This is a genomic window from Immundisolibacter sp. (assembly GCF_050250495.1).
In the GTDB taxonomy this organism is placed as follows: Bacteria; Pseudomonadota; Gammaproteobacteria; order Immundisolibacterales; family Immundisolibacteraceae; genus Immundisolibacter.
Window position 1 is genome coordinate 1 of the sequence record NZ_JBFWOM010000026.1, and the last position, 20,778, is coordinate 20,778.

A 20,778-nucleotide genomic window follows, 5' to 3' on the forward strand; every position below is an offset into this window, starting at 1 on the left:
AGCGCCCACAGCTCGCCGACTTCACCCACCGGCAGGTGGCGGCCGTCCGCGTCGCGGATGGACAAGTCCACGTGCAGCGCCGGCTTGCCGCAGGAGGTGAGGAGTTCCGGTTCGCCGGCAAACGCCCGCAGGTGGTCCTCGTGCCGCAGGAACGACAGCCAACCGCCGGTGGATTCGGTCAGACCGTAGATCTGCATGATTTCGCCGCCGAAGGTGGCGTGCCAGTCGCGGATCACCGGCGGGCGGGTGGGCTCGGAGCCGTACACGATCTGCCGCAGCGAGGAGGCGTCGTAGTGGCCGGCCTTGTACAGCTCCAGCACGCGTTGTAGCAGCGTCGGCATGAGGATGGACGAGGTGGCGCGCTCGGCCTGCAGCAGTTCCAGCCAGCCGTCGGCCTTGAAGTCGCCATCCGGCAGCACCATGCGCATGCCGTTCACGAGGCCGAACGAGTTCAGCACGATGCCGACGCCGGCCGTCGAGCCCGGCGACAGGAACACGTCCTCGTGCCGCAGGCCGATCTGCAGGTTGGTGTGCAGCAGGCACTCGCGCACGCTGCGCTGCGTCCACAGCGCGCCCTTGGGCAGGCCGGTGGTGCCGGACGTGTAGCTGATGCCGGTGTAGTCGTCGTCGGCCAGCGGCGGCAGCATCGGGCGCGCGTTGTGGCCGGCGAGCAGCGTTTCGTAGTCGAGGTCGAGGCCGTGCGCGCCGCGCAGACCCACCAGGCGCACACCAGCGGCGCGGAGCGTGCCGAGGTGCTCACCCAGCAGCGGCACGCAGTTGTCCTGGATGATCAGCACCCTGGCCGAGCAGTCGTGGACCAGGTGCAGCATCTCGCGCGGCGCGTAGCGCCAGTTCACGCCCACCCGCACGGCGCCGATCTTCAGGCACGCGAACCAGTGCTCCAGCACCTCGACGTGGTCGTGCGCCAGGATCGCCACGGTGTCGCCCTTGCCGATGCCCATGGCCTGCAAGGCGGCGGCGAGGCGGTCCGAGCGCTCGTGCATCTGGCCCCAGGTGCGGCGGACCGCGCCGTCGACGAAGGCGACCTTGTCCGGGTAGCTCGCGGCGCAGCGGCGCACGAAATCGCGCGGCAGGATCATGGGGGATCTCCTCTGGTGTCGTTCGTGATGCGCGCTTGTTGTGTTGTCGCCTAAGCCGGGAGGCGCTCCAGAAACTCCAGCACCGCGCCGGTGAACACGTCGTTGCTGTCGCCGGCCACCATGTGGCCGGCGCCCGGCACCTCGACGAACTGCGCGTGCGGCACGGCGGCCAGGAACTCCCGCGCGCCCTCGGGGCTCACCACGTCGCTGATTTCGCCGCGCACCAGCAGCGTCGGCAGCGCGAGCGCCCGGGCCGCGGCGTCGAGCCGCTCGCGCACCGGTGCGCCGCGCGCGAAGGACTGCATCATGCGGCTGTCCCAGTGCCAGTAGTAACGCCCATCCCGCAGGCGCAGGTTGCGTTCGAGGCCCGACACGTCGTCCGGTCGCGGCCGGTGCGGCAAATAGCTCGCCACGGCGTCGGCGGCCTCATCCAGCGTCGCGAAGCCGCGCGGGTTGCCGGTCATGAAGTGCCGCACGTGCTGCTCGCCGCGCTGTTCGATGCGCGGCACGATGTCCACCAGCACCAGCGCGCGCAAAAACTCGCCACGGCGTTCGCCTTCGGCGAGCAGGCCCACCATGCCGCCGAGCGACGCGCCCACCAGCACCGGCGGCCGGTGCAGGCTCGCCACCATGCCGCGCAGGTCGTCCACGTAGTCGTCCAGGCTGTAGGCGCCGTCGGGCGCCCAGTCGCTTTCGCCGTGGCCGCGCTGGTCGGCCGACAGCACGTACCAGCCGCTCGCCGCGAGGCGCTGCGCCGTGCCCTGCCAGGAGTGACGCGTCTGTCCGCCGCCGTGCAGCAGGATGACGGGCGCTCTCGCCGGGTCGCCCCAGCATTCGGCCGCCAGGTGCACGCCGTCTCGGGCGGCGAAGCTGAGCGGCCGGGCCGCCGCGGGGCATGTCACCGGCGCCGCCTGGTCAGATCAGGAACGACAGGTTCGGGATCGGCTCGTCGGCGTTGACCAGCACCACCTTCTTGCCGGCCATGCGCCAGCCGTCCGCGGTGCGGCGCAGGCGGTGCGTGAGGCGCCCGCCCCACACGTGCTGGTCGTGCGTGGACTGCACGGCGAGCTCCAGCAGGATGAAGTTCGAGCCGACCATGTAGTCGTCGCCCTCGATGGCCTCGACGGTGATACCGGAGATGACGCGCACCATGGGCGATGCCGGCACCTGGCTGTGGCGGGTGCCGGTCAGCAGCTGGTGGATGCGGGTGTGGATGCGGCGGCGGTTGTCGTTGATGTGCGACACCTGCTCCTCGGGGTCGAGGCCGTCCGCGCGCGGCACCCAGTAGTGCGCGTCGTCGGTCCACAGCGCCTCCCAGTCGGCGTAGCGCGACAGGTCGCACAGGCGGCCTTCGTGGTGGATGAAATCGCTGATCTGCCGCAGCAGTTCGTCAGAAACCATGGGTTTGTCCTGCAATAAATCGCCGGCCGGCCACGGCGGGCCGGCGCGCATGAGACGGGGCGCGATGGGCTCAGGCCGCGCCGCGCAAATCGCGCTGCATGGCCTGCTTGTAGCGGCGGTAGAAGGCGCGGTTCACGGTCTCGTCCGACATGTGCGACACGGTGAGGCCGTCCTGCTGGTACTCGCGGTGCGCGCCACGGCTCAGGTCAAGCCACTCCGGCTGCTGGGCGGCGAGCCCGGCCTGGTTGCGCTCGGCGATGATCACGTCCTCCGGGATCAGGAACGAGCCCGGCCCGACCGCGCCCTCGGTCTGGTGGATGGCGCGCTTGTTCACCTCCGGCGCGCCCTTCAGCAGCATGGGCGTGTACAGCTGCACGCACTCGCTGGCGCTGACCGGATAGTAGAAAACGACGTTCAGTTCACCGAGAAACAGGTTCGGGAAGATGATGGCGTGCGGCGGGCCGCCGCAGAACAGCGCGTTGGCCTTGTCCTCGCCGTAGCGGTCCACCATCGCTTTCACGTAGTTCGGCAGCTTGCTCGCCGGCACGCGGCCGAACCACTCGAACGGCGTGCCCCGCTTGCGGTAGGCGACGCCGAAGTCGATCTCGATGTGGCCGTTGCCCCAGTCGCGCACCACCGGCTCGCCACCGCCCTGGATGAGGTCGATGGCCTGCGAGTCGGTGGCGACCATGAACGACGAGTGCGTGAACTCGACGTGGTAGCCGTCGCAGTCGTTCTCGGGCAGCATCTTCCAGTTGGCCTTGAACTTGTGCTTCAGCCACCCGGCGGTGAGCTTGAGCTCGCCCTCGGGCGACAGGTCCGCGCAGCGGTCGAGCAGCTCCGTGGCGCGGCCAAGGTGCTCGGCGAGCGTCATGCCGGAGTGGTTCAGGCTGGCGAACACGAAGCCGCGGTACACCTCCACCTGCGCCGCCGGCGCCATGCCGAGCGTGGACTTGTCGAAGCCCGGGCCGTAGCCGTCGGCCTGCGGCGTGTCGAGCAGGCGGCCGTCCAGATCGAACACCCAGCCGTGGTACGGACAGGCGAACACCTTCTCGTTGCCCTTGTCGCGCGCGCACACCTTGTTGCCGCGGTGCGCGCAGCGGTTGCGGACGACGTGCACGGCGCCGTCCTTGCCGCGGGTCATGATGACCGGCTGGTAGCCGATCTGGCGGGTGACGTAATCGCCGGCGCTCGGGATTTCGCTGTCGTGGCCGACGAACACCCAGCCGTGGTGGAAGATCTTCTCCATCTCCTCGTCGAAGATGACCGGGTCCGTATACAGCGCGCTGTGCACGCGGTCGGCCTGGATGAGGTGGTCGTAGTCGATCGGAACCGCTTGTTCGATGCGCATGTCGTGCCCCTTGTTGCCTGAACGTTCGTTCGATTTTAGGCCCTGAGGCGCGCTTGCCGGAAGCGGTGCCGGCTGGCGGGTGCCTGACATCGATCAAGCGGCGCCCAAAGCGCCGGTCCTGGTCGGGCGGGGGCGCGTGGCTGCGCCGCTAGCCGGGGTGGCGATTCGCGCGCGGGTGCCGGTAGCTCACCCGGTGCCGGTCGGCGTTCTTGATACCGAGCGCGTCCTCGGCGATCAGGATGCGCTGCACGGCGGGCGCGCCTTCGCCGACCAGGAACACGTGCGCGTAGCTGGTGAGCCGGGCGATGCGGTACTCGCTGGCAAGCCCGTAGCCGCCGAACAGTTCCTGCGCCGTGCCGGCGGCCTGCTTGAGCGCAAACGACGCCGCGAGCTTGGCCTGCGCCGCCACGCGGTTGGCCGGCAGGTCGCGGTCCATCAGCGTCGCGGCGTGCCAGGTCATGAGGCGCGCGCCTTCCACGGCCACCACCGCGTCGGCAATTGCCGCCTGCGTCATCTGGTAGCTGGCGAGCGGCTGGCCGCGGATCGGCCGTTCCCGCGCGTAGCGCATGGCCTCGTCAAGACAGGCGCGGGCGATGCCGACCGCGCGCGCCGCCACCGACACGCGCCCGGCCTGGATGGCGTGCATGGCGAGCGCGAAGCCCTCGCCCTCGGCACCCAGGCGGTTCTCGACCGGCACCTCGAAATCGTCCAGCACCACCTCGCAGGAGCGCGTCATGCGCGACAGGCCGACGAAGTCGATCGGCTGCGCCGCGTAGCCGGGATGTTTTTTCGGCTCCACCACGAAGGCGCTGATGCCGCGGTGGCCGGCGCTGCGGTCGGTGCGGGCGAACAGCACGCCGGTGTCGGTCTCATCGGCCAGCGTCGCGAACATCTTGCGGCCGTTCAGCAGGTAGCGGTCGCCGCGCCGCACGGCGAAGGTCTTGAGGTTGCCGGCGGCGTCCGAGCCGCCGCCGGCCTCGGTGAGCGACCACAGGCCAATGGCGCGCCCGCCGATCAGGTCCGGGATGAATCGCGCGCACTGCGCGTCCGTGCCGCCGACGAAAATGGTGTACGGGCAGGTCATGCCCTGCTGGTTGTGGCACAGGGCGAAGCCCGGATCGAGGCGCGCCATTTCCTCCGCCAGCACGGCCATGGCGAGAAAGCCGGCGTCGCTGCCGCCGAGGGACTCCGGAAACACCACGCCGAACCAGCCGGCCTCGCCGGTGCGGCGCACGAGCTCGCGCGGGAATTGCCCGGCCGCCTCGTACGCCGGCAGCTCCGGCAGGATGGCGCGGGTCATGAAGTCGACGAAGGCGTCGCGCAGCTCGCGGATGTCGCCGGGCAGGAAATCGTCCATCCGCGTTGCTCCGGAAAAGGGGACTACACCGGCTCGAAACCAGACAGATACCGCGGGTTGGCGATGTCGAGCTTGGCGCGCACGGTTTGCAGCAGCACCGCGTGCGTACCCGCGGGTTCGCGGCCTTCGCGTATCAGCACGCACAGCGCCGCCTGGCGCGCGGCGAGGGCGGTGGCGAGCGCGCCGGCATCCGCCGGCGGCGCCTCGCTGTCGCCGAGCAGCGCATCGAGGCTCGCCCACTCGGCGCGCAGCTGCGCGGGTTCGAGCGCGAGTTCCCGGCCCAGCATGTCTAGCAGGTTGGCCGCCACCAGCGTGCGAAAGCGCAGGCGGTGGTCGGTTACGGTCGGCAGCAGTTCGGTCGCGATGAACTCCCGCACGGCATCCAGCAACTCCGGCGCGGTTGGACGGTCCTGCAAAGGTCAGTCTCCGGGGTAACGTGGGTGGCGCGGGTCGATGAGGCTCAGGATTTCGAGCTCGATCTCGGCCGTCATGCGCCCGAGGCTCGCCAGCTCCAGGCTCGGCTCCTGGCCGGACAGGTGGCGCCGCGCCTGCGTGACGGTGGCGATGGCCCATTTGAGGTTGGACGCCACCTCGAACCAGTACAGCTCGCCCTCGGTAAACGCCGTGCCACGGGCGGCGTTGTAGGCGGCGAGAAATTCGGCGACGTCGCCGACGCCGCCATAGCGTTTGCCGGCTTCGCCGAAGCGCCAGGCGCGGATGGCGCCGAAGGTCAGGTCCTCGCCCGGATGGCCGCGGTGGGCGAATTCCCAGTCGAGCACGCCGACGAGACCCGCACCGTTCACCACCACGTTGCCGACGCGGTAATCGCCGTGGCACAGCACGGGAGGCAGTTCGCGTGGCATGTGCCGCCGCAGCCAGGCAAGGCCGAGTTCGATGGCGGGGTAGGGCTCGGCCACGCCCGCCAGTTCCTGTTCCAGCATACGCAGACCGTACGCCGCGGCGCCTTCATCCGCCGTCGGCCCAGGTAGAAAGGCTGCCGAATCAACTGGTACGGTGTGGATGGCGGCGAGTGCCCGACCCATCTGCGCCGGCAGTGCGCGGCGCGCATCGGCGAGACCCGGTTCGCGCACGATGCGCCGCCCGATGGTCTCGCCGTCCAGACAGCCCATCACGAAGGCCGGCCGGCCAGCCAGATCCGCCAGATAGGCATGCGGCTGCGGCGCCGGCACGCCAGCGCGGTAGGCGAGTTCGATCACCGCGAATTCGTCGGCCCGGCCGAGCGCGGTCGCGAACATGCGCCCGCCAAGATCGCGACGCACGATCAGCGCGAGCGGGGCGTCCGGTGTTGACACCTCGACCCGCCAGGCCTGCTGGGAGGCGCCGCCGGCAAGCAGTTTCAGACGCTGGATCGCGGTACCCGCTCCAAAGCGCTCGCTCACCCACGGCGCGAGCGCCGCGGCGAGTTCCTCCGCCTCACTCACCGGGCGCCCTTGGCCGCTTCGCGCAGCAGCCGGATGCCGATGCTGGCGCGGTGCACTTCCGTGGCGCCGTCGTAGATCCGAAAGCCGCGAATCTCGCGGTAGAACTGCGCCAGCGGCAGGTACTCGCTGATGCCGCTGGCGCCGCACATCTGCAGCGCCCGGTCGACGATGCGGTTCACGGCCTCGGCCACGAACACCTTGGTCATGCTGGTCTCGTGCAGTGCCTGCTCGCCGCGGTCAAGACACCACGCCGCCTGCCAGATCATGAGCCGCGAGGCGTGCACCTCAATGGCGGATTCCGCCACCAGGCGCTGCATCTCCTGGTGCTGCGACAGGCGCTTCTTGAACGAATCGCGCCCGTTCACGTAGTCCATGGCGATGTCGAGCGCGCGCCCGGCAATGCCGAGCCAGCGCATGCAGTGCGTGAGCCGGCCGGGGCCGAGGCGCAGCTGCGCGTACTCGTAGCCCTTGCCGATGTCGCCGAGCACGGCGTCGGCACCGACCCGGCAGCCGGCGAAGCGCACCTCGCAGTGCCCGCCCGGGAAGGCATGGTCGAGCGTTGGCGTGTGGCGGACGATCTCGAACCCGGGGTTGCCCGCGTCCACCATGAACATGGTCGGCCCGTCGTCGGTGCGCGCCATGCAGATGGCGAATGCCGCACCGTCGGCGCCGGTGATGAACCACTTGTCGCCGTCGATCACCCAGCCGGCGCCGTCGCGCACGGCGCGCGTGAGCAACATGGCCGGATCGGAGCCGACGCCCGGCGCGGGCTCGGTCATGGCAAAGCAGGAGCGCACCTCACCTCGGGCCAGCGGCGCGTAGTAGCGCGCCTTCTGCTCGGCCGTGCCGACGGCGTGCAGCAGGTGCATGTTGCCCTCGTCCGGCGCCGCGCAGTTGAGCGCCTGCGGCCCAAGCAGGCTGCGCCCGGCGGCCTCGAACACCAGCGCGCTGTCGCGCCAGTCGAGCCCCAGTCCGCCGTACTCCCGCGGCACGCGCGGCGCGAACACGCCGGCCTCGCGCGCGGCCTGTTGCAGTCCGGCACGCACCGGCTCCAGCCGGTCGGCATCGGCGGCCACCTCCGCCTCGCGCGGGACAACGACTTCCTCCACAAAGCGGCGCACGCGGGCGGCGAGCGCGGCGGTTTCCGGCGACGGGGCAAAGTCGAGCATCAGGCGTGTCCAGAGGGGTGGCGAATGGCGCCGGTATTGTAGGCAAGGGCGGCTGAGTCGGCGGGTAGCGGCGCGTGCTGTCAGGCTCCAAGGTCACCGAGTGCCGGAAATTCGGCGGCAAGGCGCGGCATGCAGCGCCAACTGTCGACCTTCTGGCGCAGAATCCCGGCTGCGCGGCGTGTGGCGGCGATCAGTTGCCAGTCGAGGCCGGCGGGTGCTTGAGATTTTCGCCGCAACCATGCGGTTATCAAGGCTATTGGCACGTCGGCTGCTTAGTTTGGGCCGACGCCACTGGGCGCTCACCGATCCACCGTTCCGGGAAGCCAGAACAATGAAGCTGATCAGCATCGAGTCTGACCGTCCGCGCCCGCTGCAGGCCGCCAAACCGGCTGCGCGAAAGCCAATCGACATGGCCTATCTGACGCTGGAGCTGTCGGCGGCGCTCGGTCGACACCTGGAGCTGGAGACGCTGATTGACCAGTTCTCGCGCCGCATCGGCGAGGTGTTGCCGCACGACAGCCTGAGTTTCCGGCACGCGCTTGCCGGCGACTGGCGGGTCATTGCCCACGGCAGCGGCGGGCGGCATTCCTGCTCGTACGACCTGAAGGTCGAGGACATGTCGCTCGGCACGCTGCGCATCACCCGCCGCCAGCGCTTTGAAGAATCCGAACTGGCGACGCTGGAGCAACTGGTCGGCGTGCTGGTCTGGCCGTTGCGCAATGCGGTGCTGTACCGCCGGGCCCAGCACGACGCGGCGACCGATCCCCTGACCGGTCTGTCGAACCGCGGCGTGTTCGACGACGCCCTGCCGCGCGAGATCAGCCGCGCGCTGCGGTATGGCACCGCGCTCACGTTGCTGATGGTGGACCTCGACAACCTCAAACGGATCAACGACCGCGCCGGCCACGCCGCCGGCGACCGCGCGTTGCAGGAGGTGGCAGAGGTACTGCGTGCGGGGCTGCGTGATTCCGATCACGTGTTCCGTTACGGCGGTGACGAGTTTGCCGTGCTGCTGGTCGGGAGCGAGGGGCCGGCCGCGCTGGACGTGGCCGAGCGGCTGCGCAGTCGGGTACAGGCGCTGCCTGGGGACGGCCGTGTCGTGAAGCCGACGCTGAGCCTGGGCGTGGCGGCGCTGCGCGCCAGCGACACGCCGGCGGCGCTGTTCGAACGCGCCGATGGGGCGCTGTATCAGGCCAAGCAGGCCGGCCGCAACCGGGTCTGCGAGGCGAAGTAGCGGCTCACAGCAGGTAGAAGTCCACCAGCGCCGGCACGCAGTCGTTCTGCAGGCGGATGAGCTTGCGGACGATCACCCAGCCCTGCGCGGATTCGGCAAGGCGCAGTTCATAGCGGCCGAAGTTGGCGTGCTGGCGCTCGCTGCGCGGCTGGTAGACCTGAACCATCCAGCTGGCCTCGGCGGCGATGGCGCCGTCCGCGTCGAACCGGGCCTCGACGTTGCTGACGAAGTGCGTGGTGCGCGGCAGCGGCTGCGCCGTGACCGACTTGCCGGAGCGCACGCGCATCACGCGCTCTTCGAGCCCGCGCCGGCTGTCGTGAAAGATCTGCGAAATCTCGGTGTCGGGGTCGCTGGTCTGCGTGTGCTCGTCGCGCCAGGCCGGTACCCAGTAGACGGCATCCGGCGCGTACAGGGCGAGCCAGGCGTCCCAGGCGCGGGTGTCCAGATACCGACATTCGCGGTGCAGCAGGTCCGTCGCAATGGCGGTCGCGTCGCGCATGGTCAATCTCGCGTCCCGTCGGCGTCCCGCATCAGGCGTTTCCATTCCCGGTAGCCGGCGTGGATGGCGGTCTCGTCGCCGAAGGCCAAGCCGGCGGCGCTGGCGTTCAGGCGCGCTTCGGTGAGGTCGAGCGCCTCGAACGTGCCGTCGGGCGCGGGCGGCGCCGCCATGCCGCGCGCGTAGCCCTGCGTGTCGCCGGCGGCGTGCGCGGCGAGGCCGTCCTGGTTCAGCGCGTACATCACGTTGTCGTCTGACGTCGCGAGCCCGCCGGCGTTGAAGAACTCCTCGTACTGGCGGATGCGAAAGCGCCGCGCCGCCGGGCTCTCGCCGCGCGGGGCAAGGCAGCGCGAGCTCATGCGCGTTCGATCGACCGCCAGCGGCTGCCAGGTGCGCAGTTGCAGCGACTGGATGTCGATCACCTGCAGGTTCGGAAAGATGGTCAGGTTGCGCTGGCGCAGCATCCAGTCGAGTCGTGCCTCGCCGACGCGCTGACGGGCCGCCTCCAGCAGGCGCGGATCGCGTGGCAGCGGGCGGTTGTCCGGCCCCTGACCGGGCGCGCCGACCGACCAGGACATGGCGTGGCCGCGTGCGGTGCTGACCGTGCCGGCGATGATCGGTCCGGGCGCGGCGGCTGGTGCGCCCGCCGTCCGCGGACGCTGGCGCACGATGTCCACGAAGGCCGCGTGCGTGCTCGCGAAGTGGTAGGCGTCGAGGCCGTTCTCGAATTGCAGTTTCCAGTTGCCGTCGAAGGTGTAGCTCGCCTCGCCGGGCACGAATTCGAGCCCGTCTGGCGCCTGATCGGCGACGAGATCCAGCAGGGCGCGCGCCTCGCCAAGGTGCTCGGCGAGTTCCGGCACGTTGGGCGACAGGCTCGCGAACACAAAGCCGCGGTAGCTGTCGATGCGCGCCACCTGCGCAAGATCGTGTCTTTCGGCATCGAAGGCGAGCGGGTAGTGGCCGTGGGCGCGGTCGGTCAGCTCCACGCAGCGCCCGGCGCTGTCGTATACCCAGCCGTGGTAGGGGCAGGCGTGGAAGCGCGCGGTGCCGGCGCGCTGCGTGCACAGCAGCGTGCCCTTGTGCCGGCAGCTGTTCAGAAACCCGCGCAGGCGGCCGTCGGCATTGCGCGTCAGCAGCACCGGCTGGCGGCCGACCTGGCGGGTGACGAAGTCGTGTGGTCGGGCGAGTTCGCTGCCGAGCGCCACGTAGACCCAGGTGGCCTCGAAGATGCGTTCGAGCTCCTGCGCAAACACGGCAGGGTCCGTGAACACCGACCGGTGCACGCGGAATACGCCGTCCGCCGGGCGATCATCGATCAGCGCGTCGAGGTCGAGGCCGGCGTCGATCGCCACGGGGCGCCGCTCAGGGAGGCGCTGATTGATTCAGCGCCTCCCGCTCGGGGCAGGATGCGCCGACCTGAATCAATGCCGTAAGGCATTGATTCAGGGAGCGTAGCGCGGGCGTGTACCGCGCTACGGCGAGCTGAAAAATTCCAGGGAGGGAATTTTTCGGCATGTCTGTCAGCTCGCAGGCCACACGCCGTCCAGCGCGCCCGCGATCAGCGTGCCGACGCCGGCGTCGGTGAACACCTCCAGCAGCACCGCGTGCTCGACGCGGCCGTCGACGATGTGCGCGGCACCAACGCCGCCCGCCACCGCATCGAGCGCACAGCGCACCTTCGGCAGCATGCCGCCGTGGATGGTGCCGTCGGCGATCAGCGCCTGCGCCGTGTCGGCATCCATGCGCGGGATGAGCTTGCCGCTGCCGTCCAGCACGCCCGCGGTATTGGTGAGCAGCATCAGCTTTTCGGCGTGCAGTGCCACCGCCAGCTTGCCGGCCACGGTGTCGGCATTGATGTTGTAGGCGGCGCCGTCGGCGCCGACGCCGACCGGCGCCACCACCGGGATGAAGTCCCGCCCGCTCAGCAGGTCCACCAGCGCGGTGTCGATGGACTCGACCTCACCCACGTGCCCCAAGTCGATGATCTCGTCCGGCAGCGTGGCGTCGCGTTGCAGCGTGAGCTTGCGGGCGCGCACGGTGGCGGCGTCCTTGCCGGTGATGCCCACCGCCTGGCCGCCGTGGCTGTTGATGCGGGCGACGATTTCCTTGTTCACGAGGCCCCCCAGCACCATCTCCACCACGTCCATGGTGGCGGCGTCCGTGACGCGCTGGCCGTCGACGAAGCGGCTTTCGATGCCAAGCCGGCCCAGTAGCTCGCCGATCTGCGGGCCGCCGCCGTGCACCACGACCGGGTTCATGCCGACCAGCTTCATCAGCACGATGTCGCGCGCGAAGCTGTGCTTGAGCTGTGCGTCCACCATGGCGTTGCCGCCGTACTTGACGACTATGGTCTTGCCGCGAAAGCGGCGGATATAGGGCAGGGCCTCGACCAGCACCACGGCGATGCGGTGGGCGGCGTCGATCGACAAGGGCATGGCGTTCTCCAGGCAGCGTGGGCCGAATTCTAGGCCGCACGGCATCGCTTATCATGCCGACCGCCCGCCGCCGGACCGCCCCATGCCCGACCACGCCCTGCTCGAAACCCCGCTGCATTCGGTTCACCTGGCCGCCGGCGCGCGCATGGCGCCGTTCGCCGGCTACGACATGCCGCTGCACTACGGCTCGCAGCTCGACGAGCACCACGCCGTGCGCGCCGCGGCCGGCGTGTTCGACGTCTCACACATGGCGCAGGCGGACGTGACCGGTCCGCAGGCAGAAGCCTGGCTGCGGCACGTGCTGGCTGGCGACGTGGCGCGCCTCACGGACGGCCAGGCGCTGTATAGCTGCCTGCTGAACGACCAAGGCGGGATCATCGACGACCTGCTCGTGTACCGCCTGGCGGCCGCGCGCTACCGGCTGGTGCTGAACGCCGCGCGCCGGCAGGCCGATCTCGACTGGCTGCGCGCGCGGCTTGCCGGCTTCGACGCGGCACTCACCCCGCGCGAGGATCTCGCCATGCTGGCGGTGCAGGGGCCACAGGCGCGGGCGCTGGCCGATGGCTGCCTGCCGGAGGCGCTGCGCGGCGCCGTGGCGGGGCTCCGGCGTTTCACTGCCGCAGAGCATGCCGACTGGCTGGTCGCGCGAACGGGTTATACCGGCGAGGACGGCTACGAAATCATGCTCCCGGCGGCAGACAGCGCGGCGCTGTGGCAGGCGCTGATCGGCGCCGGCGTGCGCCCGGCGGGCCTCGGCGCGCGGGACACGCTTCGGCTCGAAGCGGGCCTGTCGCTGTACGGGCACGAGATGGACGAGACGGTCACGCCGCTCGAATGCGGCCTCGCCTGGACCGTGCACTTGGAGCCTGGCCGTGACTTCATCGGCCGCGCGGCACTCGATGCGCAGCGCGCGGCTGGCGTGGCGCGCGTGAGGGTCGGCCTGGTGCTGGCCTGCCGCGGCGTGCTGCGCGACGGCGCGCCGGTGTTGCAGGATGGCCGGCAAGTCGGCGTGCTGACTTCGGGCGGCTTCGGGCCCACGGTCGGCCGCGGCGTCGGCCTCGCCCGCGTCGAGGCAGGCGTCATGGGCGCTTGTACGATACGCATCCGCGATCGCGAGCTGCCGGCGCGTGTCGTGGATCCGCCGTTCGTGCGCGACGGCGCGCTGCGCGTCGAGCTGCCGCCGCTGGCGGAAAGCTGATCGCTTTTTTGAACTTCGTTTTCAGTCAGGGAGACCGACCTTGAGCCAGGTGCCGGACACGCTGCGCTACACGCAAACCCACGAATGGCTGCGGCAGGAAGCCGACGGCAGCATTACCGTCGGCATCACCGACCACGCGCAGGCGCAGCTTGGCGACCTCGTGTACGTGGAGCTGCCGGCGGTCGGCAAGGCGCTCGCGGCCGGCGATGCCTGCGCGGTGGTGGAGTCGGTCAAGGCCGCGGCCGATGTGTACGCGCCGCTCGCCGGCAGCGTGCTGGCGGTGAACGACGCGCTCACCGGCGCGCCCGAGCAGGTGAACCAGGATCCCTACGGCGCCGGCTGGCTGCTGCGCGTGTCGGGCGCGCTGCCAGCGGACCTGCTGGACGCGGCCGCGTACCGCGCGCTCACCGAGTCCGCCTGATGCCGTTCATCCCGCACACGGCGGACGAAGTCGCCGCCATGCTGCGCACCATCGGCGTGGCCGATGTCGCGGACCTGTTCGACGAAATACCCGCCCCACTGCGCATCGACGGTCTGCCGGACGTGCCCGACGGCCTGCCGGAATGGGAAGTCGGCGGGCTGCTCGCCGAGCGCACCGCGGGTGACCGCAACCCGACCTGTTTTCTCGGCGCCGGCGCCTACCAGCACCACATCCCGGCGGCGGTGTGGCAGATCGTCAGCCGCGGCGAGTTCTACTCCGCCTACACGCCCTACCAGGCCGAGGCGAGCCAGGGCACGCTGCAAGTCCTGTACGAATTCCAGAGCATGATCGCCGGGCTCACGGCGCTCGACGTCGCCAACGCCTCGCTGTACGAGGGCGCGTCTGCGCTGGCGGAGGCGGTGCTGATGGCGGTGCGCGCCAACGGTGCAGCCGGCCGGCGCGTGCTGCTGCCGCGCGCGCTGCACCCGGCGTACCGGGCCACGGTGAAGAGCATCGTCGGCCGCCAGGGCATCGAGATCGTGGAGCCTGGTTTTGATCGCGAAACCGGCCGCACGGTGCTGGATGGCGTGGACTGGACCGATGTGGCCGCGCTCGCCGTGCCGCAGCCGAATTTCTTCGGCGTGCTGGAAGACGTGGACGTGCTCACCGACGCCGCCCACGCGGCGGGCGCGCTCGTCATCGGCGTGGTCAACCCGCTGGCGCTGGCGATATTGAAGCCGCCCGGCGATTGGGGCGGGAAGGGCGCCGACATTGCCTGCGGCGAAGGCCAGCCGCTCGGCATTCCGCTGGCGGGCGGCGGGCCGTATCTGGGCTTCATGGCCTGCCGGCAGGCGCTGGTGCGCCAGTTGCCGGGCCGCATCGCCGGGCGCACGGTGGACCTCGACGGCCGCGACGGCTTCACGCTGACGCTGCAGGCGCGCGAGCAGCACATCCGCCGCGCCAAGGCGACCTCCAACATCTGCACCAATCAGGGCCTGCTGGCGACGGCCGCGACGCTGTACCTGAGCCTGATGGGGCCGGCCGGGCTGGAGACGGTCGCCCGCCGCAGCCATGCGCACCTGCGCACGCTCACCGAGCGCCTGTGCGCGCTGCCGGGCGTTACGCCCGCCTTCAGCGGCCCGGTGTTCAACGAGACCGTGCTGCGCATCCCGGGTGATCTGGCGCGCGTGCTGGATGGCCTGCTGGGGCGCGACATCCTGGGCGGCCTGCCGCTGGCCGAGCACTACCCGGAGCTCGCCGACGGCCTGCTGGTGTGCACCACGGAACTGACGCCGCCGGCGGCCTGCGAGCGCTACGCCGCGGCGCTTGCGGACCTGCTGTAAGCCGCGATGCAGGCGCCGCAGCGCACCCACTGGCGCGGCGTCGCGGTCGCCTTTCTGGCCGGTGTGGCGGCGGCTACGGCGCTATCGAAGGCCGCGCCCGCGGCCATCGACCTTCGCGAGAGTCTTGACCTCACGCTGACGCAGATCGGCTGGGTCATGTCCGCCGGCACGCTCGCCACGTTCGCGCTCGGCGTCGCGTCGGGCCAGCTAAGCCACTGGCGCGGCGCGCGCCGGCTGCTGCGTGACGGTTTGCTGGTGCTGATCGCGGCTGGCCTCGCCAGCGCGCTCGCGCCCGCCACCGGCTGGCTGCTCGCCGGGCGCGGGCTCGAAGGCTTCGGCGTGGTGCTGATCACGGTCGCCGCGCCGACGCTGATCGCAAGCCTGTCCCGCCGCGAGGACATGGGTCTTTCCATGGGCGTGTGGGCGCTGTGGATGCCGGTCGGCAGCGTGCTGATGCTGGGCCTTGCGCCGTGGCTGCTGGCGGGCTACGGCTGGCGCGGCCTGTGGGGCGTCAGTGCCATCGCGGCGCTCGCCGTGCTGCTGCTGTTGCCGGGGCTGCCGTCCGACGTCGGCCGGCCGTCCGGCGGTCGGCTGGACCTGCGTCCGCTGCGCACGGCCGGGCCGTGGGTGCTGGCGCTTGCGTTTTTCTGTTTCAGCAGCCAGTTCTTCAGCGTGTTCACTTTCCTGCCGACGTACCTCACGCACACGCTCGGCATCTCGGCCGCCACGGCCACGCGCGCCTGTGCGCTGGTGCCGCTGGCCATCATCCCGGGCAACCTGCTGGGCGGCGTGCTGGTGCACCGCGGCTGGCGGCCCTCCACGCTGCTGGTGGCGCCGGCGCTGCCGCTGCTGGTGGTGTTGCCGGCGATGCTGCTGCCCACGCACTCGCCCGGCGTGATGTACGCCCTGCTCACGCTGTACGGGCTGCTGCTCGGCATCATCCCGACCGGCATCTTCACGCAGGCGCCGCTGCTGGCGCCGACGCCGGCCGCGACCGGGCCGATTCTGGGACTCGCGCTCACCGGGCAGGGGCTCGGCATCCTGGTCGGCCCGCCGCTGGTCGGGGCGTTGCTCGAACGCACCGGCAGCTGGCTGTGGCCTGTGCTGCTGCTCGGCACGGCACTGGTCGGTCTGGTTGTATGCGCGGCGCGGCTTCGGCAAGCCCGCGTACCCGTACCGTCGGCGCATTGACCGGCTGGAAGCCGGCGCCTACTCTTGCCGCCGTCCGCAGGCAGGACGCAGGTTTCAAGCACTTGTCCAGGGAGTCGATATGTCCGCGTTCAAACTGATTCTGGCGGCGGTCCTGACGGTCGCCCTGGTGCGCCCGTCCATCGCTGGTGAAATGGAGATGGCCGGTCCCGACGTCGACCAGCCGAACGGCGCCACCATGATCGCCGACACGCTGATCGCGCGGCCCTTATACGCTGCGGCCACCGCCTTTGGCGCGGCGGTGTTTCTGGTGACGCTGCCGTTCAGTGCGCTCGGTGGCAATGTCGATCAGGCGGCCAACGAACTGGTTGTCGGCCCCGCGCATGGCTTGCTCACCCGCTGCCTGGGCTGCACGCAGCCGGTGCAGGGCGCTTACGTCGAGCGCGCGTCCGAGTAAGACCGCCCTCTGGGTGCCCAACGTCGGGCGCCCGCGCGGCGATGCCGCCAGGCATCGCCGGCCTCTGACACGGCGGGCCCCGGCTTTGCGTCGGGGCCGCCAGATTCTTGTCGATACCGCTTCGCCGCGTGTCTTTTTTGGCGGGGCGTCGTTACTCAGAAAAACAATGTCCACAACACAGCCGGCAGTTTCCGCCGGCGACCACGAGGAGGATTTCCCATGCCACTCGAATTCACCCGCAGCGGCGCCAAGGACTGGGCCAAGGCCAAGATCAAGGGCTTCTACATGTGCCCGATCACGCCGGTGGGCGCGGACCGGAAGGTCGACGAAAAGGGTCTGCGCGAGAACATCGACGCGTTCATCGACATGGGCATCGAGGGGCTGGTGGTCGGCGGCTTCTTTGCCGAAGGCTGGAACATGACGCCGAGCCAGTGGCTGCATTTCCATCAGGTGGTCGCGGATGCCGGCCGCGGCCGCATCCCGCTGTGGACCATCATCCTCGACCCCTGCGTGCACACCTGCATCGAGAAGATGAACGCGGTCGAGGAGATGGGCTTCGAGGGCGCGGAAGTCATCAACCCCGTGGTGCAGCTGCGCACCGACGACGAGATCTTCGACTGGTTCCAGTACCTCACCGACCACACCAATCTGGCGATCTGCCTGTACCGCACCGGCGTCGGCGGGCGCGTGCTCGGCTTCGACCTGATGCGGCGTCTGGCCGGGCTCGATACCGTGGTGGCCGTGAAGCAGGGTGCCGGCGGCCGCGTCGACACGCTGCGCATCCGCCGCGAGCTGCCGGACAACTTCGTGGTGTGCGACCCCTCCGAGGCGGTGTTCCTGGACGAGCTGCGCTCCGGCGGCCAGTGCGTGTGGGGCGAGCTGTCCTACATCCTGTACGGCAAGAAGCGGCATCTGGTGACCGAGTACCGGGCGCTCGCCGCGCAGGGCAAGTGGGAGGAGGCTCGCGCCAAGTCGATGGAACTGAACGGCGTGCGCCTGCTGCTCGAAGAAACCCTGCTGTGGAAGATCATGGAGACGAACACCTACGCCGGCACCGTGTCGAGCGTCAAGACCTGGTTCGACGCCATTGGCCTCAACGGCGGCTACATGATTCCGCCGCTGCGCGATCTGCCCCCGGCGCAGGCGGAGACGCTGCGCGGGCGCCTCAAGGATCTCGGCGTGGTTTGATTTGAAGCACAGACCTTGGATGCGGTTCGTCTGGCACCGCATCCAAGGCGGCCTGGCGCTCAGCCGCGCCCGGCGCGTTTCAGAACACCATCGCGTGGTCGACCAGCCAGCGGTCGCCGTGCGGCACGAACACCGCTTCCGCCACAAACTCGTCCGCCGATCTGGAGCAGGATTGTTTCCAGACCACGGCCACGGACGCCTGCCGTCGGAACAGCGCCACGAATTCCCGCCGCCGGAAATAACCGATGCGGGATTGGTAATCCGCACACATCGCAGCCAGCCGTTCCGGCGTGACGATGCACTTCATGCGGTCGGTAAAGTCGCGCGTGTGTCTGGCGTGGTCGATCTCGGTCGAACCCTGCATCAGGTTGTCCATGATCGGCCCGACGGCGGCGAGGATTTCGGAGTCAGAAAGCGTGTGTAGTTCGATCATGGTGGCAGTGCGAATCGGTCAGGTGAAGTTCGAGAAAGCATGGAAGGCGGAATGCGTTTCATCGTCCCGCGCGTCTTGTAGGGTGGGCAAAGCGAAGCGTGCCCACGCTGAAAGAAAGCGAATTACCGACCGTTATTGGCCGCGAGCCGTCGAACCCGCGTGGGCATGGCCTGGCGGCCTTTGCCCACCCTTGTATTTGCCCGTCACCCGACGGGTAGAGTGTTCGCAAGGCCGGACGCCGTGCCCACCCTGGGGCCTTGAGCCCGCAGCGTAGATGTTGCGCCGGCCTTGCGTTTTGTCTCCCCGCACGACATCGGACAGTCTCTGGGGCCCGGCCTGGCCGGCAGCCCGTATGCACAAGGTCGATGGGCGTGGAGTCACAAGGAGGTCGATATGGCTCATATCCTCGGTATTGATGTCTCGAAGGCCAAGCTCGATGTCGCGCTGCGCCGCCCGGACGGCAAGTGGCGCAGCAAGGTGATCGAGAACACGCCGACCGGGTTCGGTGTGCTCGGTGAGTGGTTGACATCGCACGGCGTCGATTCGGTCCACGCCTGCCTGGAAGCCACCGGCACCTACTGGGAAGCGGTAGCCGAGTTCCTGGCCGACGCCGGGCACACGGTCAGCGTGGTCAATCCGGCGCAGATCAAGGCCTTCGGCGGGGCGGGTCTGGTCCGCAGCAAGACCGACCGCATCGATGCGCGCCTGATCGCGGACTTCTGCGCCGCCCAGTGCCCGCCGCCGTGGCAGGCGCCGCCGGTGTCGGTCAGAACCTTGCGCGCCCTGGTCGCCCGCCGCGAGGCGCTCGAAGCCATGCGCACGCAGGAGCGCAATCGCCTGCCGGTGTCCGATGAGGCGGTGCGCGGTGGCATCGAGGCGCACCTCGCGCACCTCGAACAGGCCATCGCCGACATCGATGCGGCCATCCGCCACACCATCGACGACGATCCCGGCCTGCGCGGCCAGGGCGAGTTGCTGGTCAGCATCCCGGGCCTGGGCGACAAGACCGTGGCGGCCTTGCTCGCCTACTACGGCGGCCCATTGCGGTTCGAGAGCGCCAAACAGGCGGTGGCGTTTGCCGGGCTCGACCCGCGCCAGCACCAGTCCGGGTCGAGCGTGCGCGGAAAGCCGCGGCTCTCCAAGGTCGGCCACGCGCGACTGCGCAAGGCGCTGTACATGCCGGCGATGGTGGCCACCACGCGCACCGCCTGGGGCCGGGCGCTCAAGCAGCGTCTGGCCGCCGCCGGCAAGCCGCCGATGCTGATCCTCGGCGCCATGATGCGAAAGCTGCTGTGCGTGGCCTACGGCGTGCTGCGCTCCGGGCGGCCGTTCGATCCGACCCTGCATCAACTCGCTTGACGCGGATAACAGTATCTACGCGAGCTGCTGTGCGTGGCCTACGGCGTGCTCCGCTCCGGGCGGCCGTTCGATCCGACGCCGCATCAGCTCGCTTGACGCGGATAACAGTATCTACCGCGGGCTACGCGGGCTGCCAGCAAGGAGAACGACAGCAAGATGGCCAAATCCCCCGATAAAAGCGCCCGCAAAAATGCTTGCCGCGACATATCTTGATATATCGGGCACGTTGAAGTAGAGGCCAAAGAGAATGGGTAACAGGAAGGTGAGCCCGGAAGAAAGCAATACCGCCGATAAAATATCAACAAGAGGAGTGTGAGTCTCTCGAAAAAAAAAATGAATCTTGAAAGATGCATACCAGAAAACTATCGCAGCAGGAACAGTCCATCCAAGTTGATCAAGACCGCCGAACGCACCTGGCATCAATAGCTTTGCTTCCGCTAAGTGCCTTAGATTATTACGTGCGGAGACTAAAGTCGTTGCGATAAAACCAAGCGCACAGAAAAAAATCCGGCCGAGCGCATGAAGTGGGCCCGAGGCCTTGGTGACTAAAATAAACAGCCCCCAACACCCTGAAATGCAAATTTTAAGTGCCCCCCCCCAAATGAGAATTTTGAATAGCTTGTGTGCAAATCCTTGAAGTCGTAACGACGTGCCTGGGAAGAAGTATTCATATGCTAATTGATAGCCCTGAGCAGAGCCTTCTTTGATCCCTGCTTCAAAACCTTGAATATAGCTGTCTTTGAGTAGAGCGGCAAGCTCTTCTTTTGCTCTCGCTTTATGTTCTTCGTCATGATTCTCTATCGTCCCAATGACAATAAAAAGCGCCACAAGAACGGAGCAAGCAAGTAAGATAACCGAAGGTAGATCGTTGGGTTTCGTACTCATAAATTCTCCTGTAAAAGGCGATGGTGCTCTACGCTGAAGTCCGCGAGCTATTGACGCGCGAACTTATTTGGAAGGGCAGAATTTTCGCTTGGGCACGCCCCCCCGGCTGAGCGGCAGGACAAGCTAGGCGGCGCTACAGCTGCCCTCGCTTAGGAAGGCCAGGCGGCTGTGGAGCCCCGTCGTCCTTGTCGTCGGCCTCATTGTTGAGAGTCAGCTGATTCGGGGATTTCCCAGCCATAGGCGTGTCGATAGCGGTTCCTACAGCGCCATCCGTAACGTTAATACCGTATTGGTTGTCGGCAAGGCTGCGAAGTACATTATTCTGTCCGGCAGTGTAATTCAATAGCGCCTTTGTTATTT

The 20,778-nt window shown here is 68.9% G+C and carries 22 protein-coding genes; 8 read left to right on the forward strand and 14 right to left on the reverse strand.

The features are described from left to right. From AB7F93_RS12855 to AB7F93_RS12890, 8 genes are all read right to left on the reverse strand, one after another. The coding region (locus AB7F93_RS12855) for a class I adenylate-forming enzyme family protein (RefSeq protein WP_428303313.1) at nucleotides 1-1,100 on the reverse strand (1,100 nt) is incomplete at its 3' end. A gap of 50 nt (nucleotides 1,101-1,150) precedes the next feature. Then, nucleotides 1,151-2,002 (reverse strand): alpha/beta fold hydrolase, encoded by an 852-nt coding sequence (locus AB7F93_RS12860; RefSeq protein ID WP_428303314.1) that lies wholly within the window; start codon nucleotides 2,000-2,002, stop codon nucleotides 1,151-1,153. Nucleotides 2,003-2,015: 13 nt separating this feature from the next. Continuing rightward, nucleotides 2,016-2,501 carry an aromatic-ring-hydroxylating dioxygenase subunit beta gene (locus AB7F93_RS12865; protein WP_428303315.1) on the reverse strand — a complete coding sequence of 162 codons (486 nt, stop codon included), beginning with the start codon at nucleotides 2,499-2,501 and terminating at the stop codon, nucleotides 2,016-2,018. Nucleotides 2,502-2,571: 70 nt separating this feature from the next. Then, nucleotides 2,572-3,852, reverse strand: a complete 1,281-nt coding sequence (locus tag AB7F93_RS12870; RefSeq protein WP_428303316.1) for an aromatic ring-hydroxylating oxygenase subunit alpha — start codon at nucleotides 3,850-3,852, stop codon at nucleotides 2,572-2,574. Nucleotides 3,853-4,000: 148 nt separating this feature from the next. Next, nucleotides 4,001-5,209, reverse strand: a complete 1,209-nt coding sequence (locus AB7F93_RS12875; protein WP_428303317.1) for an acyl-CoA dehydrogenase family protein — start codon at nucleotides 5,207-5,209, stop codon at nucleotides 4,001-4,003. A gap of 23 nt (nucleotides 5,210-5,232) precedes the next feature. Further along, nucleotides 5,233-5,625, reverse strand: coding sequence for a DUF6285 domain-containing protein (locus tag AB7F93_RS12880; RefSeq protein ID WP_428303318.1), 393 nt, complete (start codon nucleotides 5,623-5,625; stop codon nucleotides 5,233-5,235). A gap of 3 nt (nucleotides 5,626-5,628) precedes the next feature. Beyond that, nucleotides 5,629-6,651, reverse strand: coding sequence for a phosphotransferase family protein (locus AB7F93_RS12885; RefSeq protein ID WP_428303319.1), 1,023 nt, complete (start codon nucleotides 6,649-6,651; stop codon nucleotides 5,629-5,631). Further along, a complete protein-coding gene (locus AB7F93_RS12890) occupies nucleotides 6,648-7,820 on the reverse strand; it encodes an acyl-CoA dehydrogenase family protein (RefSeq protein ID WP_428303320.1) in 1,173 nt (390 codons plus the stop codon). The genes AB7F93_RS12885 and AB7F93_RS12890 overlap by 4 nt, the downstream gene beginning before the upstream one ends. 331 nt (nucleotides 7,821-8,151) lie before the next feature. Here AB7F93_RS12890 and AB7F93_RS12895 point away from each other — a divergent pair, with 331 nt between their 5' ends. Continuing rightward, nucleotides 8,152-9,054, forward strand: a complete 903-nt coding sequence (locus AB7F93_RS12895; RefSeq protein ID WP_428303321.1) for a GGDEF domain-containing protein — start codon at nucleotides 8,152-8,154, stop codon at nucleotides 9,052-9,054. Between the two features lie 4 nt (nucleotides 9,055-9,058). Here the strand turns inward: AB7F93_RS12895 and AB7F93_RS12900 are convergent, their stop codons facing one another. From AB7F93_RS12900 to argB, 3 genes are all read right to left on the reverse strand, one after another. Further along, on the reverse strand, nucleotides 9,059-9,553 hold the full coding sequence (locus AB7F93_RS12900; protein ID WP_428303322.1) for an aromatic-ring-hydroxylating dioxygenase subunit beta: 495 nt from the start codon (nucleotides 9,551-9,553) through the stop codon (nucleotides 9,059-9,061). Nucleotides 9,554-9,555: 2 nt separating this feature from the next. After that, nucleotides 9,556-10,902, reverse strand: coding sequence for an aromatic ring-hydroxylating oxygenase subunit alpha (locus tag AB7F93_RS12905; RefSeq protein ID WP_428303323.1), 1,347 nt, complete (start codon nucleotides 10,900-10,902; stop codon nucleotides 9,556-9,558). A gap of 168 nt (nucleotides 10,903-11,070) precedes the next feature. Continuing rightward, entirely contained in the window at nucleotides 11,071-11,985 is a 915-nt protein-coding gene (gene argB / locus AB7F93_RS12910; protein WP_428303324.1) for an acetylglutamate kinase, read from the reverse strand. Between the two features lie 82 nt (nucleotides 11,986-12,067). On the opposite strand from argB, the gene gcvT reads away from it, so the two are divergent. The 6 genes from gcvT to AB7F93_RS12940 all read left to right on the forward strand — a co-directional run bounded on the left by gcvT (nucleotide 12,068) and on the right by AB7F93_RS12940 (nucleotide 17,741). Then, the gene (gene gcvT / locus AB7F93_RS12915; RefSeq protein ID WP_428303325.1) at nucleotides 12,068-13,183 is read left to right on the forward strand and encodes a glycine cleavage system aminomethyltransferase GcvT; all 1,116 of its coding nucleotides are present in this window, start codon (nucleotides 12,068-12,070) and stop codon (nucleotides 13,181-13,183) included. A gap of 40 nt (nucleotides 13,184-13,223) precedes the next feature. Further along, a complete protein-coding gene (gene gcvH, locus AB7F93_RS12920) occupies nucleotides 13,224-13,604 on the forward strand; it encodes a glycine cleavage system protein GcvH (protein ID WP_428303326.1) in 381 nt (126 codons plus the stop codon). Beyond that, nucleotides 13,604-14,947 (forward strand): aminomethyl-transferring glycine dehydrogenase subunit GcvPA, encoded by a 1,344-nt coding sequence (gcvPA, locus tag AB7F93_RS12925; protein WP_428303327.1) that lies wholly within the window; start codon nucleotides 13,604-13,606, stop codon nucleotides 14,945-14,947. The genes gcvH and gcvPA overlap by 1 nt, the downstream gene beginning before the upstream one ends. A 6-nt stretch (nucleotides 14,948-14,953) precedes the next feature. Beyond that, complete coding sequence (locus AB7F93_RS12930) at nucleotides 14,954-16,138, forward strand: CynX/NimT family MFS transporter (protein WP_428303328.1); 1,185 nt, start codon at nucleotides 14,954-14,956, stop codon at nucleotides 16,136-16,138. Between the two features lie 79 nt (nucleotides 16,139-16,217). Beyond that, entirely contained in the window at nucleotides 16,218-16,553 is a 336-nt protein-coding gene (locus AB7F93_RS12935; protein WP_428303329.1) for a hypothetical protein, read from the forward strand. A gap of 219 nt (nucleotides 16,554-16,772) precedes the next feature. Further along, on the forward strand, nucleotides 16,773-17,741 hold the full coding sequence (locus tag AB7F93_RS12940; RefSeq protein ID WP_428303330.1) for a dihydrodipicolinate synthase family protein: 969 nt from the start codon (nucleotides 16,773-16,775) through the stop codon (nucleotides 17,739-17,741). Between the two features lie 79 nt (nucleotides 17,742-17,820). Here the strand turns inward: AB7F93_RS12940 and AB7F93_RS12945 are convergent, their stop codons facing one another. Further along, nucleotides 17,821-18,174, reverse strand: coding sequence for a hypothetical protein (locus AB7F93_RS12945; protein ID WP_428303331.1), 354 nt, complete (start codon nucleotides 18,172-18,174; stop codon nucleotides 17,821-17,823). A gap of 393 nt (nucleotides 18,175-18,567) precedes the next feature. Between AB7F93_RS12945 and AB7F93_RS12950 the strand changes: the two genes are divergently transcribed. Then, nucleotides 18,568-19,533 (forward strand): IS110 family transposase, encoded by a 966-nt coding sequence (locus AB7F93_RS12950; protein WP_428303332.1) that lies wholly within the window; start codon nucleotides 18,568-18,570, stop codon nucleotides 19,531-19,533. 111 nt (nucleotides 19,534-19,644) lie between these two features. Here AB7F93_RS12950 and AB7F93_RS12955 read toward each other — a convergent pair whose 3' ends face one another. Beyond that, on the reverse strand, nucleotides 19,645-20,418 hold the full coding sequence (locus AB7F93_RS12955; RefSeq protein ID WP_428303333.1) for a hypothetical protein: 774 nt from the start codon (nucleotides 20,416-20,418) through the stop codon (nucleotides 19,645-19,647). A 133-nt stretch (nucleotides 20,419-20,551) separates the two neighbouring features. Continuing rightward, a partial coding sequence (locus AB7F93_RS12960) for a hypothetical protein (protein WP_428303334.1) occupies nucleotides 20,552-20,778 on the reverse strand: 227 nt, incomplete at its 5' end.

Excerpts from the sequence above, each read along its gene's own strand:
- argB (WP_428303324.1), bottom strand. The coding sequence starts at position 11,985 with ATGCCCTTGTCGATCGACGCCGCCCACCGCATCGCCGTGGTGCTGGTC.
- AB7F93_RS12945 (WP_428303331.1), bottom strand. The coding sequence starts at position 18,174 with ATGATCGAACTACACACGCTTTCTGACTCCGAAATCCTCGCCGCCGTC.
- AB7F93_RS12930 (WP_428303328.1), top strand. The coding sequence starts at position 14,954 with ATGCAGGCGCCGCAGCGCACCCACTGGCGCGGCGTCGCGGTCGCCTTT.
- AB7F93_RS12875 (WP_428303317.1), bottom strand. The coding sequence starts at position 5,209 with ATGGACGATTTCCTGCCCGGCGACATCCGCGAGCTGCGCGACGCCTTC.
- AB7F93_RS12900 (WP_428303322.1), bottom strand. The coding sequence starts at position 9,553 with ATGCGCGACGCGACCGCCATTGCGACGGACCTGCTGCACCGCGAATGT.
- AB7F93_RS12890 (WP_428303320.1), bottom strand. The coding sequence starts at position 7,820 with ATGCTCGACTTTGCCCCGTCGCCGGAAACCGCCGCGCTCGCCGCCCGC.
- gcvPA (WP_428303327.1), top strand. The coding sequence starts at position 13,604 with ATGCCGTTCATCCCGCACACGGCGGACGAAGTCGCCGCCATGCTGCGC.
- AB7F93_RS12865 (WP_428303315.1), bottom strand. The coding sequence starts at position 2,501 with ATGGTTTCTGACGAACTGCTGCGGCAGATCAGCGATTTCATCCACCAC.
- AB7F93_RS12955 (WP_428303333.1), bottom strand. The coding sequence starts at position 20,418 with ATGAGTACGAAACCCAACGATCTACCTTCGGTTATCTTACTTGCTTGC.
- AB7F93_RS12935 (WP_428303329.1), top strand. The coding sequence starts at position 16,218 with ATGTCCGCGTTCAAACTGATTCTGGCGGCGGTCCTGACGGTCGCCCTG.
- AB7F93_RS12895 (WP_428303321.1), top strand. The coding sequence starts at position 8,152 with ATGAAGCTGATCAGCATCGAGTCTGACCGTCCGCGCCCGCTGCAGGCC.
- AB7F93_RS12950 (WP_428303332.1), top strand. The coding sequence starts at position 18,568 with ATGGCTCATATCCTCGGTATTGATGTCTCGAAGGCCAAGCTCGATGTC.
- AB7F93_RS12940 (WP_428303330.1), top strand. The coding sequence starts at position 16,773 with ATGCCACTCGAATTCACCCGCAGCGGCGCCAAGGACTGGGCCAAGGCC.
- AB7F93_RS12870 (WP_428303316.1), bottom strand. The coding sequence starts at position 3,852 with ATGCGCATCGAACAAGCGGTTCCGATCGACTACGACCACCTCATCCAG.
- gcvT (WP_428303325.1), top strand. The coding sequence starts at position 12,068 with ATGCCCGACCACGCCCTGCTCGAAACCCCGCTGCATTCGGTTCACCTG.